This window comes from Pseudomonas sp. AM4(2022), from assembly GCF_036346515.1.
In the GTDB taxonomy this organism is placed as follows: Bacteria; Pseudomonadota; Gammaproteobacteria; order Pseudomonadales; family Pseudomonadaceae; genus Aquipseudomonas; species Aquipseudomonas paracarnis.
The window spans coordinates 250,306-263,739 of sequence record NZ_JAOTNW010000007.1 but is presented as its reverse complement, the minus strand read 5'-3'; the positions used below and the strand labels follow the sequence as shown (position 1 = coordinate 263,739).

Genomic DNA, 13,434 nt, shown 5'->3' with positions numbered 1-13,434 from the left:
ATAGGGATTCATTTGTTCCAGGAAGGGCGGCTCATCAAGCTTGTCAGCCATCGGATACGACCTTTTAACATCTGCCCTTTGGAGCCTTGTCATGTCACTCAAACCACTGTTGTTAGTTCCCGTCCTTGGCTTTGTCTGTTTACTGTCGGCCTGCGCCGGCCCGATCCCCAAGGCCGACCCCAGCGAAGCCTGGATCGGATTGCAGGAAGAAGCGCCGAATGACCTGATGGCCGAGCGTGTCGATGGCAAGCGGGTGGACGATGGGCGCTATTTTGAGGTGACCCCGGGGGACCATCGCCTGGACGTGACTTTATTTGAAGACGAGCCGGGCGACGACAACCAGCAGGACTGCCAGGGCCGCATCGAGTACAAGCATTTCAAGGCGGGGGAGCACTACACCCTGGTGGAGTCGAGCCTGGGCACTACGGTGCGCGCGTCCCTTGAGGACGGCCACGGCAAGGAAATTGCCGCGACCCAGGACTTCAATTGCATGCCTGGCTAGGCGTGATGCGCCGTCGCCTTGCGCGGCTCGGCGGGTGCAGCAGGTTTGACGTGGGGGTGATGATGCCGGCGCGTCACGCGCATGACCCCCCACAGCATGGCGGCGGCGACGGCCAGCCAACCGCAGATCAACAGGAAAATCGTTGTCGCAAGGCTCATTCGGGCCTCCTTTCGCCCACTTGGGGCACACACAGTCTTCTCAATGGACAGTCTAGCCAGCCGGCGGTTGCCTGCTATTGACCAATGGTCGAGTCTGTCCAACTTGTTTGCTCTATCAGCGCCGCTTTACTGGGCCAATGGGCTATACCGGCGAGGCGGGGCGCCCTATGATCGGGGCCTTTACCGGCAGTTGATCAAGAGAGTGAAAAAATTGCGCTTACGGTCGAACACTAAAACTTCTTTGCTGCTGGCCGTTGCCCTTGGGCTGGCGGCCTGTTCCAGTACCCCGTCGAAACTGCCAGGCTTGCCGGAGCGCGTTGAACTCACTGGCGTGCCGACCTTTCGCAGCGAGGCTTATCAGAGCGGTCCTACAGCACTTGCCAGCATGCTGTCGCAACAAGGCATTGTCATGACACCGGGTTTGCTTGATAAACCACTGCGCCTGCCCGGCGCCGAGGTGGACCTTGAGCGCAACATGCAGGTGCTGGCGCGTGAGTACGGGCTGATGGTGTACCCATTGGACGCCAAGCTGACCGCCGTGTTTGCCCAGGTAGCGGCGGGTTACCCGGTGATGGTGCGGATCAACGCCAGCTATTGGTCCGGGGCGCGTTATGTCGTGGTGGTGGGGTTCAACCAGCAGAAAAGTACGGTGCTGTTGCGTTCAGGCAAGGAGCGTCGATTGAGCATGAGCTTCAGCGACTTCGAGTCGGCGTGGCAGGGCGCGGGCCATTGGGCGATCCTCACCCAGCGCCCGAGCCAGTTGCCGGCCAACGTGGATGCGCAGCGCTGGCGCGATGCGGCCAATGCCACCGCGCAGGCGGGGCAGGAGCAGGCAGCGGCGCAGGCGCTCAAAGTGTTGTCAGAAAAGAAGTGAAACTCAAATGTGGGAGCGGGCTTGCTCGCGAAGGCGCAGTGTCAGTCGCTGAATGCTTAGGCTGACCCACCGCATTCGCGAGCAAGCCCGCTCCCACACTAAAATCGTTGTTTATCGACGTACTTCCGTAGCGGTCGCTCGATTCTTGAGGTTTTTATCGGCCTTGTAACGCAGCGCTACGTCCGGCACTGCGCCGCCTTTGCCGGTCTCGACCCAGCTACGAATACGGCTGGCATCGGCAAAATGGGTGAACTTGCCAAAGGCGTCCAGGATCACCAGCGACACCGGGCGATTGCCCATGCTCGTCACCAGCACCAGGCAGTGGCCGGCCTGGTTGGTGAAGCCGGTCTTGGTCAGCTTGATATCCCAGTTGGCGCGGTTGATCAGGTGGTCCGTGTTGGAGAACCCCAAGGTGTAGTTGGGCTTGCGGAACGACACAGTCTTTTCCTTGGTGGTGCTCAATTGGCTGAGCATCGGAAACTTGCGCGCATAGGCCAGCAGCTTGCTCAGGTCGCGGGCGGTCGAGACGTTATGGATCGACAGGCCGGTGGGCTCCACGTAGTGGGTGCTGGTCATGCCCAAGGACTTGGCCTTGGCGTTCATCGCGGCAATGAAGGCCGCATAACCGCCTGGATAGTGGTGGGCCAGGCTGGCGGCGGCGCGGTTTTCCGAAGACATCAGCGCGATCAGCAGCATTTCCTTGCGCGGCATCTGACTACCGATCTTCACCCGGGAGAACACGCCTTTCATCTCGGGCGTGTCGGTGATGTTGATGTCGATGTACTCGTCCATATTTTGCTTGGCTTCGAGGACGATCAGGCCGGTCATCAGCTTGCTCACCGAAGCGATGGGTACCACCACGTCGGGGTTGCTGGAATAAATGACTTTATTGGTCTGCAAGTCGACCAGCATGGCGCTGCCGGAGGCGATCTGCAGCTTGGAGGCGTCACGCGGGGCCAGGGTGGTTTCGGCGGCGTGGGCGAGGGTGCCTGTCAAAGCAAAAAACAGGCTGACAATAGAAAGACGAATTTTCACGCGGATGAACTCGCTAAAAAGTAAGGAAATGCCGTTGTGAAACGGATCTTGTGACAAATGGCGTTACATTTTAGGAGTATGGATGAAGAACTGTCGAATGTTCTTCTAGAACCAGACGAAAGTGCTTAAAAACTAAGAAAAAACGGTTTTTTTACGTGCAATAAAAAGCCCTGCGCTAAGGCAGGGCTTTTTCATTACGCCTGGTTATTAACCGTGCAGGGTTTCCGCTGCATATAAGGTGTTTTCCAGCAGGCAGGCCCGGGTCATCGGCCCGACACCGCCTGGCACTGGTGTGATCCAGCCTGCACGGGGCAGGGCGGTTTCATACACCACATCGCCCACCAACTTGCCGTCTTCCTGGCGGTTGATGCCCACGTCGATGACGATGGCGCCTTCCTTGATCCACTCACCCTTGACCAAGCCTGGCTTGCCGGCGGCGACCACCACCAGGTCAGCGCGGCCAACATGGCCGGCGAGGTCCTTGGTGAAGCGGTGGGTGACGGTCACGGTGCAGCCGGCCAGCAGCAGTTCCATGGCCATTGGGCGACCGACGATGTTCGATGCGCCCACCACGACGGCGTCAAGACCATACAGATCGACACCGGTGCTTTCCAGCAGCGTCATGATGCCTTTAGGGGTGCATGGACGCAGCAGGGGAATGCGTTGGGCCAGGCGGCCGACGTTATAAGGGTGGAAACCGTCGACGTCTTTGTCCGGGCGGATGCGCTCCAGCAGTTTGGAGGCGTCCAGGTGCTCGGGCAATGGCAGCTGCAGCAGGATGCCGTCCATGTTCGGGTCATCGTTGAGGCTGTCAATCAGGTCGGCCAGGGCCTGTTGAGTGGTATCCGAAGGCAAGTCGTAGGCCTTGGAAATAAAGCCGACCTCTTCACAGTCTTTACGCTTGTGCGAGACATAAACCTGAGAGGCAGGATCGCTGCCGACCAGGATCACCGCGAGGCCCGGCGTGCGCAGGCCTTGCTGGCTGCGCTCGGTGACTCGTTTGGCGATCTGCTGGCGCAGGCTGGCGGCGATTGATTTGCCGTCGATAAGTTGTGCAGTCATTACGCGTGATTAACCATCGAGAGGGGGAAGAAAAGTGCGCGCATTCTCGCATGCCAAGGCGCGAGGGCAAAGGCGCTTGGTCTGCAAATTGCCCTAACCCCTTAAATAAAATCAGTTTTTTTCAAAAAAGATTTGACGGGTTTCCGGGGCATCTATACTATTCGTCGCACTTGTCGGGCACAGCCTAGCACTGGTTAAGAAGGTCGAGCAGAATAGTTGTACTGCAAGGCTGGAAGCACTTAGTTTGTAATCCTCCAAGAGTACAGATTAATAAGGCGCCCGTAGCTCAGCTGGATAGAGCATCCGCCTTCTAAGCGGATGGTCGCAGGTTCGAGTCCTGCCGGGTGCGCCATTAGGCAGCTTTGGCACAAGTAGCGCTATATGGTGGGCGTAGCTCAGTTGGTAGAGCACGGGATTGTGACTCCCGTTGTCGAGGGTTCGATCCCCTTCGTCCACCCCATATTCTGAAAGGCGCCAGATTTAACAGTCTGGCGCCTTTGCTTTAAGAGCTTCAAGCGCGGATGTGGTGGAATTGGTAGACACACTGGATTTAGGTTCCAGCGCCGCGAGGCGTAAGAGTTCGAGTCTCTTCATCCGCACCAATTAAAGCTTTTTCCGGTCGTCAGGCGGGGCAGGGCTCAACAAAGAAGTGGTTTGGTTTCTTTGTTAACGCAATATGGTGGGCGTAGCTCAGTTGGTAGAGCACGGGATTGTGACTCCCGTTGTCGAGGGTTCGATCCCCTTCGTCCACCCCATATTCGAAAGGCGCCAGATTTAACAGTCTGGCGCCTTTTTTGGTTTTGGCGGTTTGAGATTGGGTGGTCGCAGGTGCTGGGCTGCCCCGGCAGGGCGTGTCGTCGTATTTGTGTATCTCGATGATGCCGCTTTGCTTGCCTGCTCTGTTCGCGGGGCGGGTCGCCAGGGAGGTGGATGCTTGTTCCTTCTATATATAGAGAGGGGCGGCGAAGAGCCCTGGCGCAATTTGGCTGTATTTGTCACCGGGGCGAGGTACTTCAGTGCTTTCGTACCGATAAATTGCCGGCTGTTTTCCGCTGTGTTTTCAGTAGGGTGACTTCTTGAGTTTGACCCACTAGAATGCATGCCCTTGATTGGGGTCGGAAATGGCCGGCTAATGTCTGTGCAACGAGGAATATCCATGCAAGTTTCTGTTGAAAATACTACTGCTCTCGAGCGCCGCCTGAGCATCACCGTGCCGGCAGAGCGTATCGAGACTGCGGTCAACAAGCGTCTGCAGCAGACTGCCCAAAAGGCCAAGATCGCTGGTTTCCGTCCAGGCAAAGTGCCGATGAGCGAAATCAAGCGTCGTTTTGGTGCCGATGCGCGCCAGGAAGCTGTAGGTGACGTGATCCAGGCTTCTTTCTACGAAGCCGTTGTCGAGCAAAAGCTGAACCCGGCTGGCTCGCCTTCGATCGAGCCCAAGTCCCTGGAAGCAGGCAAGGACCTGGAATACGTTGCCGTATTCGAAGTGTTCCCTGAATTTGAAGTGGCCGGTTTCGACGGTATCGAAATCGAGCGTCTGAGCGCCGAAGTGGCTGATTCGGACCTGGACAACATGCTGGAAATCCTGCGCAAGCAGAACACTCGTTTTGAAGTGGCCGACCGTGCCGCCCAGAACGAAGACCAACTGAACATCGATTTCGTTGGCAAGGTTGACGGCGAAGTCTTCGCTGGCGGCTCCTCCAAGGGCACTCAGCTGGTGCTGGGCTCCAACCGCATGATTCCTGGTTTCGAAGACGGCCTGGTTGGCGCCAAAGCCGGCGAAGAGCGCGTTCTGAACCTGACGTTCCCTGCTGACTACCAGAACCTGGACCTGGCCGGCAAAGCCGCCGAGTTCACCGTTACCGTCAACAGCGTTTCCGAGCCTAAGCTGCCAGAGCTGAACGAAGAGTTCTTCGCCCAGTTCGGTATCAAGGAAACCGGCATCGAAGGCTTCCGCACCGAAGTTCGCAAGAACATGGAGCGTGAACTGCGCCAGGCCATCAAGTCCAAGGTCAAGAACCAGGTCATGGACGGTCTGCTGGCCGCCAACCCGATCGAAGTGCCTAAGGCCCTGCTGTCCAACGAAGTGGATCGCCTGCGCGTTCAAGCGGTTCAGCAGTTTGGTGGCAACATCAAGCCTGACCAGCTGCCGGCCGAGCTGTTCGAAGAGCAAGCCAAGCGCCGCGTTGTGCTGGGCCTGATCGTGGCTGAAGTGGTCAAGCAGTTCGACCTCAAGCCAGACGAAGACCGCGTTCGCGAAATGATCCAGGAAATGGCTTCGGCCTACCAGGAGCCTGAGCAGGTCGTGGCTTGGTACTACAAGAATGAGCAGCAGATGAACGAAGTACGTTCGGTTGTGCTGGAAGAACAAGTTGTGGATACTGTTCTGCAGAAGGCTAAGGTGACCGATAAAGCGGTCTCTTACGAAGAAGCAGTCAAACCGGCGGAAGCAGCACAAGCCGACTGATTGTCCAACTCGTTGGAAATTCAACCATAAGCCAGCCTCGCGCTGGCTTATGCGTTTTCAAGACATGACTATTTGGGAGTAACTGCAGAGCATGTTCCGTAATTCCTATATTCAGCAGAACTCTGATATCCAGGCCGCAGGCGGCCTGGTCCCGATGGTTGTCGAGCAGTCCGCTCGTGGCGAACGCGCCTACGACATCTACTCGCGCCTGCTCAAGGAGCGAGTGATCTTTCTGGTTGGCCCGGTAGAGGACTACATGGCTAACCTGATCTGTGCGCAATTGCTGTTCCTTGAAGCGGAAAACCCGGACAAGGACATCCATCTCTACATCAACTCGCCGGGTGGTTCGGTGACTGCGGGCATGTCGATCTACGACACCATGCAGTTCATCAAGCCAAACGTGTCGACCACCTGTATTGGCCAGGCGTGCAGCATGGGTGCCTTCCTGCTGACCGCGGGTGCCGAAGGCAAGCGTTTCTGCCTGCCGAACTCGCGCGTGATGATTCACCAGCCACTGGGCGGTTTCCAGGGCCAGGCGTCGGACATCGAAATCCACGCCAAGGAAATCCTCTTCATTCGTGAGCGTCTCAACACGCTGATGGCCAAGCACAGCGGGCGCACCCTGGAAGAAATCGAGCGCGATACCAACCGTGACAATTTCATGAGCGCTGAAGCCGCCAAGGAATACGGGTTGATCGACGCAGTGATCGACAAGCGCCCCGCTTAATATAAGCCGCTCAAAATAGGGCTGGTCGGCATGTCCGACCACTGGCGGGCTTGAAAAAGCCCGCATAAGCCTTCATCTTGTGTTGCAAGCCTATCGGATTTGGATCGAACGAATGACTGACACCCGCAACGGCGAGGACAACGGCAAGCTGCTCTATTGCTCCTTCTGTGGCAAAAGCCAGCATGAAGTACGCAAATTGATTGCCGGCCCCTCGGTGTTTATCTGCGACGAATGCGTCGACCTGTGCAATGACATCATCCGTGAGGAGGTGCAGGAAGCCCAGGCCGAGAGCAGTGCGCATAAATTACCTTCGCCTAAAGAAATCAGCGGCATCCTTGACCAGTACGTCATTGGTCAAGAGCGTGCAAAGAAGGTTCTGGCCGTAGCGGTGTACAACCACTACAAGCGCTTGAACCAGCGTGACAAGAAAGGTGACGAGGTTGAACTCGGCAAGAGCAACATCTTGCTGATCGGTCCTACAGGCTCGGGTAAAACCCTGCTTGCAGAAACCCTCGCTCGCCTGCTGAACGTTCCGTTCACCATCGCCGACGCCACCACCCTTACCGAGGCTGGTTACGTGGGTGAAGATGTCGAGAACATCATTCAGAAATTGCTGCAAAAGTGCGACTACGACGTAGAGAAAGCCCAGATGGGTATTGTCTATATCGACGAGATTGACAAGATCTCGCGCAAGTCTGACAACCCGTCGATCACCCGGGACGTTTCCGGCGAGGGCGTGCAGCAGGCCCTGTTGAAACTGATCGAAGGCACGGTTGCGTCCGTACCGCCGCAAGGTGGTCGCAAGCATCCGCAGCAGGAATTCCTTCAGGTTGATACGCGCAACATCCTGTTCATTTGTGGCGGTGCGTTCTCCGGTCTGGAGAAGGTGATTCAGCAGCGTTCCACCCGTGGCGGCATTGGTTTCAGTGCGGAAGTGCGTAGCAAGGAAGAAGGCAAGAAGGTGGGCGAGTCCCTGCGTGAAGTCGAGCCTGACGATCTGGTCAAGTTTGGTCTGATCCCGGAATTCGTTGGCCGTCTGCCGGTCCTGGCCACGTTGGACGAGTTGGATGAGGCGGCTTTGATCCAGATCCTCACCGAGCCGAAAAACGCCCTGACCAAGCAATACGGCAAATTGTTCGAGATGGAAGGTGTAGACCTCGAGTTCCGTACCGACGCACTGAAATCGGTGGCCAAGCGGGCACTGGAGCGTAAGACCGGTGCACGTGGCCTGCGCTCTATCCTCGAAGGCGTGTTGCTCGACACCATGTACGAAATCCCCTCGCAGTCTGAGGTGAGTAAAGTGGTGATCGACGAAAGCGTGATCGAAGGCAAGTCCAAGCCACTGTATATCTACGAAAACAGTGAGCCGGCTGCCAAGGCTGCACCCGACGCGTAAGCGTTCAGCAGTTGCGGTACAAGCAAGGGGCCTCTAGGGGCCCCTTGTTTTTTGGGGGCGTTTCTCGGGGCGGAGGTTAAATTCGCGTGTATTCATGCGTTTAACTACTGGCATTGAGCTTGTTTTTTTTGCATGTAACCCCCATCTTGGTTTCAAGCTTATTTTTGAACTGTCATAGAGGCGAAATCATGAAGACAACCATCGAATTGCCTCTCCTGCCGTTGCGTGATGTCGTCGTCTATCCGCACATGGTTATCCCGCTGTTCGTGGGGCGCGAGAAGTCTATCGAAGCCCTCGAGGCCGCGATGACGGGCGACAAGCAAATCCTGCTGTTGGCCCAGAAGAATCCTGCTGATGATGATCCGGGTGAAGATGCTCTGTATCGCGTCGGCACCATTGCCACTGTCCTGCAATTGCTCAAGCTGCCCGATGGCACCGTCAAGGTGCTGGTCGAAGGCGAGCAGCGCGGTGCCGTAGAGCGCTTTATGGAGGTGGACGGCCACCTGCGCGCGGAAGTGGCGCTGATCGAAGAGGTGGAAGCCCCGGAGCGTGAATCCGAGGTGTTCGTGCGCAGCCTGCTGTCGCAGTTCGAGCAGTATGTGCAGTTAGGCAAGAAAGTCCCGGCTGAAGTCCTGTCGTCCCTCAACAGCATTGATGAGCCAAGTCGCCTGGTCGACACCATGGCCGCGCACATGGCGCTGAAGATCGAGCAGAAGCAAGACATCCTCGAAATCATCGACCTGTCGGCCCGTGTCGAACACGTACTGGCGATGCTGGATGGCGAAATCGACCTGTTGCAGGTTGAAAAGCGCATCCGTGGCCGCGTGAAGAAGCAGATGGAGCGTAGCCAGCGCGAGTACTACCTGAATGAGCAGATGAAGGCTATTCAGAAGGAGCTCGGCGACGGCGAGGAAGGCCACAACGAAATCGAAGAGCTGAAAAAGCGTATCGACGCCGCTGGCCTGCCCAAAGACGCCCTGACCAAGGCCACCGCCGAGCTGAACAAGCTCAAGCAGATGTCGCCGATGTCGGCCGAAGCCACCGTGGTGCGCTCGTACATCGACTGGTTGGTGCAAGTGCCGTGGAAGGCCCAGACCAAGGTGCGCCTGGACCTGGCCCGTGCTGAAGAGATCCTCGACGCTGACCATTACGGCCTGGAAGAGGTCAAGGAGCGCATCCTTGAGTACCTCGCCGTGCAAAAGCGCGTGAAAAAAATCCGCGGTCCGGTGTTGTGCCTGGTCGGGCCTCCGGGTGTGGGTAAAACTTCCCTGGCGGAATCGATTGCCAGCGCGACCAACCGCAAGTTCGTGCGCATGGCCTTGGGTGGCGTGCGTGATGAGGCGGAAATTCGCGGTCATCGCCGTACTTACATCGGTTCGATGCCAGGAAGATTGATTCAAAAGATGACAAAAGTGGGTGTACGCAACCCGCTGTTCCTGCTCGATGAAATCGACAAAATGGGCAGCGATATGCGTGGCGACCCGGCTTCGGCCTTGCTCGAAGTGCTGGACCCCGAGCAGAACCATAATTTCAACGACCATTACCTGGAAGTCGACTACGACTTGTCTGACGTAATGTTCCTGTGCACCTCCAACTCCATGAACATTCCGCCAGCCTTGCTGGACCGGATGGAGGTGATTCGTCTGCCGGGCTACACCGAAGACGAGAAGATCAACATCGCGGTCAAGTACCTCGCGCCCAAGCAGATTTCGGCCAACGGCCTGAAGAAGGGCGAGATCGAATTCGAGGTCGAGGCGATCCGTGACATCGTGCGTTACTACACCCGCGAGGCCGGTGTGCGGGGCCTTGAGCGCCAGATCGCGAAGATCTGCCGCAAGGCCGTGAAGGAGCACGCGCTGGAAAAGCGCTTCTCGGTGAAGGTAGTTGCCGATTCCCTGGAACACTTCCTGGGCGTGAAGAAATTCCGCTACGGCCTGGCCGAGCAGCAGGACCAGGTCGGGCAGGTGACTGGCTTGGCGTGGACCCAGGTGGGTGGCGAATTGCTCACCATCGAAGCCGCGGTGATTCCGGGCAAAGGCCAGTTGATCAAGACCGGCTCCCTGGGTGATGTGATGGTCGAATCCATTACCGCCGCGCAGACCGTGGTGCGCAGCCGCGCCCGCAGCCTGGGCATCCCGCTGGACTTCCACGAGAAGCACGACACCCATATCCACATGCCGGAAGGGGCGACCCCCAAAGACGGCCCTAGCGCTGGCGTAGGCATGTGCACGGCGCTGGTGTCGGCCTTGACAGGCATTCCAGTGCGCGCCGATGTAGCCATGACCGGCGAAATTACCCTGCGTGGCCAGGTATTGGCGATTGGTGGTCTCAAAGAGAAATTGCTTGCCGCACACCGGGGTGGAATCAAGACTGTGATCATTCCTGAAGAGAATGTTCGCGACTTGAAGGAAATTCCTGACAACATCAAGCAGGATCTTCAGATTAAACCGGTTAAATGGATTGACGAGGTCCTGCAAATTGCGCTGCAATACGCGCCGGAGCCCTTGCCGGATGTGGCCCCGGAGATTGTCGCGAAGGATGAAAAACGCGAGTCCGATTCCAAGGAAAGAATTAGCACGCATTAATGTGTTGGAGCCTGGGGGGCTTCCTTGACAGCTTTTTAGAGCCCTTGTTATAAAGCGGCTCTTAAGTGTCTGTAGGCCATTCAGCACTGGTTTTGCTTTTTACCAAAAAACTTAGAATCATACTCAATAGATATATAAGGGGACTTAGAGTGAACAAGTCGGAACTGATTGATGCTATCGCTGCATCCGCTGATATCCCGAAAGCTGCTGCTGGCCGTGCGCTGGACGCAGTAATCGAATCCGTCACTGGCGCTCTGAAGGCCGGCGACTCCGTGGTACTGGTAGGCTTCGGTACTTTCTCTGTGACTGACCGCCCAGCTCGCACTGGCCGTAACCCACAGACCGGCAAAGCATTGCAAATCGCTGCTGCCAAGAAACCAGGTTTCAAAGCCGGTAAAGCCCTGAAAGAAGCCGTTAACTAAGCTTCGTTCAAGCCTTTGCTTACCCGGGTCGGACGCAGGTCTGGCCTGGCAGCGGAGCGGTAGCTGACCCACGTATCGGGTCGCCACGCCGGGGGTGCAGATTCGAACCCCCGTCCGCTCCGCCAGTTACGAGAAGGCGCATCCTCGGATGCGCCTTTCTTCTATCCGGACTCTACCCACGCTCCACGGTTGCCTAATTTTTGAAGTTCAACCGTTTCTGGGGGACGCATGCTGCAAAATATCAGGGACAATTCACAAGGCTGGATTGCCAAGACCATTATCGGGATCATCGTCGCTTTGATGGCGTTCACCGGTATCGAAGCCATTTTCCAGGCTTCGGGTAATAACAAGCAGGACGTGGCCAAGGTCAACGGTGAAGAAATCACCCAGACCGAGCTGAGCCAGGCTGTCGACATGCAACGGCGCCAGCTGATGCAACAGCTGGGCAAGGATTTCGATGCTTCCCTGCTGGACGAAAAACTGTTGCGCGATGCTGCCCTCAAGGGCCTGATCGACCGCAAGCTGCTGCTGCAAGGTGCTGCCGATTCCAAGTTCGGCTTCTCGGAAGCGGCGCTGGATCAGGTCATTCTGCAAACGCCTGAATTCCAGGTGGACGGCAAGTTCAACGCCGAACGCTTTGACCAGGTGATCCGTCAGCTGGGCTATAGCCGCATGCAATTCCGTCAGATGCTGACCCAGGAAATGCTGATCGGTCAGGTTCGCGCAGGCATCGCCGGCAGCGGTTTTGTGACCGACGCCGAGGTGCTGGCATTTGCCCGTCTGGAAAAACAGACCCGCGATTTCGCCACCGTCAACATCAAGGCTGACCCTGCGGCGGTGAAACTCACCGACGACGAAGTCAAGGCCTACTACGACCAGCACGCCAAAGAGTTCATGACCCCGGACCAGGTGGTCATCGACTATCTGGAATTGAAGAAGTCGTCCTTCTTCGACCAGGTTACTGTCAAGGACGATGAGCTGCAGGCTGCCTACGAGAAGGAAACCGCCAACCTCGCTGAACAGCGTCGTGCCGCGCACATCCTGATTGAAGTCAACGACAAGGTCACCGAGGCGCAAGCCAAGGCCAAGATCGAAGACATTCAGGCGCGCCTGGCCAAAGGTGAGAAGTTCGAGGCCCTGGCCAAGGAGTTCTCCCAGGACCCAGGTTCGGCCAACAATGGCGGTGACCTCGGCTTTGCCGGCCCTGGCGTTTATGACCCGGACTTCGAAACCGCGCTGTACGGCTTGAAGCAAGACCAGGTGTCGGCGCCAGTGCGCACTACCTTCGGTTGGCATCTGATCAAGTTGCTGGGCGTTGAGGCGCCTGAAGTGCCATCGTTCGCCAGCCTGAAAGACAAGCTGACCCGCGAGCTCAAGGCACAGCAGGTTGAACAGCGTTTTGTCGAAGCGACCAAGCAATTGGAAGATGCGGCATTCGAAGCCTCTGACCTGGCCCAGCCGGCCTCTGACCTGAAGCTGACCGTCCACACTTCCGCGCCGTTTGGTCGTGAAGGTGGCGAAGGTGTTGCGGCCAACCGTGCCGTGGTCACTGCAGCCTTCAGCCCGGAAGTGCTGGATGAAGGTGCCAACAGCAGCGCTATCGAGCTGGACCCGGAAACCATCATCGTGCTGCGTGCCAAGGAGCATCTCAAGCCGGCCCAACTGCCGCTCGAGAAGGTCGAGGCGGCCATTCGCACCCAGATGACCAAGGAGCGCGCGAGCGCTGCTGCCAAAGCCCGTGCCGACGAGTTGATCGCCAGCCTGCGTGATGGCAAGACCGCGCTGGACCAGCCGGTTGACGGTCAGGCCTGGAAGGTGACTGAGGCGGCTACCCGTGGTCAGGAGTCTATCGACCCGGCCGTGCTGCAAGCCTTGTTCCGCATGCCTAAGCCTGCGGCCAAGGACAAGCCGACCTTCACCACCGTGACCCTGCGCGATGGCAGCCTGATGATCGTGCGCTTGAACGGCGTCAACGAAGCGGCGGCCCCTACGGACGAAGAAAAGGCGCAATACCGCCGCTTCCTCGCTTCCCGCATTGGCCAGCAGGACTTCGCGGCCTACCGCAAGCAGCTGGAAACCCAGGCAGACATCAAGAAGTATTGATGCCGGCCTGAATAAAAAGACCCCGACCTGAAAAGGTCGGGGTCTTTTTTTGCCCTTGATATTGTAGCGAGGAAGCTTGCTCCCGTTGACTGCGCAGCAGTCC

At 57.5% G+C, this 13,434-nt stretch carries 11 protein-coding genes and 4 tRNA genes; 12 read left to right on the top strand and 3 right to left on the bottom strand.

Translation table 11 applies throughout. The features are described from left to right. Nucleotides 1-91 precede the first annotated feature (91 nt). Entirely contained in the window at nt 92-502 is a 411-nt protein-coding gene (locus tag ODQ19_RS12490; RefSeq protein ID WP_034127951.1) for a PA0061/PA0062 family lipoprotein, read from the top strand. Here the strand turns inward: ODQ19_RS12490 and ODQ19_RS12485 are convergent. Further along, a complete protein-coding gene (locus ODQ19_RS12485; RefSeq protein ID WP_165861607.1) occupies nt 499-660 on the bottom strand; it encodes a hypothetical protein in 162 nt (53 codons plus the stop codon). The two genes, ODQ19_RS12490 and ODQ19_RS12485, sit on opposite strands and share 4 nt — an antisense overlap. A gap of 211 nt (nt 661-871) precedes the next feature. Between ODQ19_RS12485 and ODQ19_RS12480 the strand changes: the two genes are divergently transcribed. Next, nucleotides 872-1,534: a peptidase C39 family protein gene (locus ODQ19_RS12480; RefSeq protein WP_330210175.1), complete on the top strand. Its 663-nt coding sequence runs from the start codon at nt 872-874 to the stop codon at nt 1,532-1,534. A gap of 111 nt (nt 1,535-1,645) precedes the next feature. Here the strand turns inward: ODQ19_RS12480 and pbpG are convergent, their stop codons facing one another. Beyond that, the gene (gene pbpG / locus ODQ19_RS12475) at nt 1,646-2,569 is read right to left on the bottom strand and encodes a D-alanyl-D-alanine endopeptidase (RefSeq protein ID WP_116665795.1); all 924 of its coding nucleotides are present in this window, start codon (nt 2,567-2,569) and stop codon (nt 1,646-1,648) included. 207 nt (nt 2,570-2,776) lie between these two features. Further along, the gene (gene folD, locus ODQ19_RS12470; protein ID WP_330210174.1) at nt 2,777-3,631 is read right to left on the bottom strand and encodes a bifunctional methylenetetrahydrofolate dehydrogenase/methenyltetrahydrofolate cyclohydrolase FolD; all 855 of its coding nucleotides are present in this window, start codon (nt 3,629-3,631) and stop codon (nt 2,777-2,779) included. Nucleotides 3,632-3,906: 275 nt separating this feature from the next. Between folD and ODQ19_RS12465 the strand changes: the two genes are divergently transcribed. From ODQ19_RS12465 to ODQ19_RS12420, 10 genes are all read left to right on the top strand, one after another. After that, a tRNA-Arg gene (locus tag ODQ19_RS12465) sits at nt 3,907-3,983 on the top strand. 32 nt (nt 3,984-4,015) lie between these two features. Next, nucleotides 4,016-4,091 (top strand) — tRNA-His (locus ODQ19_RS12460). Nucleotides 4,092-4,148: 57 nt separating this feature from the next. Beyond that, nucleotides 4,149-4,233 (top strand) — tRNA-Leu (locus ODQ19_RS12455). Nucleotides 4,234-4,310: 77 nt separating this feature from the next. Then, a tRNA-His gene (locus tag ODQ19_RS12450) sits at nt 4,311-4,386 on the top strand. 401 nt (nt 4,387-4,787) lie between these two features. Next, nucleotides 4,788-6,098, top strand: coding sequence for a trigger factor (gene tig / locus ODQ19_RS12445; protein WP_054917375.1), 1,311 nt, complete (start codon nt 4,788-4,790; stop codon nt 6,096-6,098). A 91-nt stretch (nt 6,099-6,189) separates the two neighbouring features. After that, nucleotides 6,190-6,825 (top strand): ATP-dependent Clp endopeptidase proteolytic subunit ClpP, encoded by a 636-nt coding sequence (clpP, locus tag ODQ19_RS12440; RefSeq protein ID WP_003192255.1) that lies wholly within the window; start codon nt 6,190-6,192, stop codon nt 6,823-6,825. Between the two features lie 112 nt (nt 6,826-6,937). After that, the gene (gene clpX / locus ODQ19_RS12435) at nt 6,938-8,221 is read left to right on the top strand and encodes an ATP-dependent Clp protease ATP-binding subunit ClpX (RefSeq protein ID WP_003192254.1); all 1,284 of its coding nucleotides are present in this window, start codon (nt 6,938-6,940) and stop codon (nt 8,219-8,221) included. Between the two features lie 188 nt (nt 8,222-8,409). Then, nucleotides 8,410-10,806 (top strand): endopeptidase La, encoded by a 2,397-nt coding sequence (gene lon / locus ODQ19_RS12430; protein ID WP_003192252.1) that lies wholly within the window; start codon nt 8,410-8,412, stop codon nt 10,804-10,806. Nucleotides 10,807-10,955: 149 nt separating this feature from the next. Beyond that, nucleotides 10,956-11,228 (top strand): HU family DNA-binding protein, encoded by a 273-nt coding sequence (locus ODQ19_RS12425; RefSeq protein ID WP_003174819.1) that lies wholly within the window; start codon nt 10,956-10,958, stop codon nt 11,226-11,228. Nucleotides 11,229-11,456: 228 nt separating this feature from the next. Then, nucleotides 11,457-13,331 (top strand): SurA N-terminal domain-containing protein, encoded by a 1,875-nt coding sequence (locus ODQ19_RS12420; protein WP_116665774.1) that lies wholly within the window; start codon nt 11,457-11,459, stop codon nt 13,329-13,331. Nucleotides 13,332-13,434 lie beyond the last annotated feature (103 nt).

Coding starts and splice junctions, on each gene's coding strand:
- ODQ19_RS12490 (WP_034127951.1), top strand. CDS start 92: ATGTCACTCAAACCACTGTTGTTAGTTCCCGTCCTTGGCTTTGTCTGT.
- ODQ19_RS12485 (WP_165861607.1), bottom strand. CDS start 660: ATGAGCCTTGCGACAACGATTTTCCTGTTGATCTGCGGTTGGCTGGCC.
- folD (WP_330210174.1), bottom strand. CDS start 3,631: ATGACTGCACAACTTATCGACGGCAAATCAATCGCCGCCAGCCTGCGC.
- tig (WP_054917375.1), top strand. CDS start 4,788: ATGCAAGTTTCTGTTGAAAATACTACTGCTCTCGAGCGCCGCCTGAGC.
- clpP (WP_003192255.1), top strand. CDS start 6,190: ATGTTCCGTAATTCCTATATTCAGCAGAACTCTGATATCCAGGCCGCA.
- clpX (WP_003192254.1), top strand. CDS start 6,938: ATGACTGACACCCGCAACGGCGAGGACAACGGCAAGCTGCTCTATTGC.
- lon (WP_003192252.1), top strand. CDS start 8,410: ATGAAGACAACCATCGAATTGCCTCTCCTGCCGTTGCGTGATGTCGTC.
- ODQ19_RS12420 (WP_116665774.1), top strand. CDS start 11,457: ATGCTGCAAAATATCAGGGACAATTCACAAGGCTGGATTGCCAAGACC.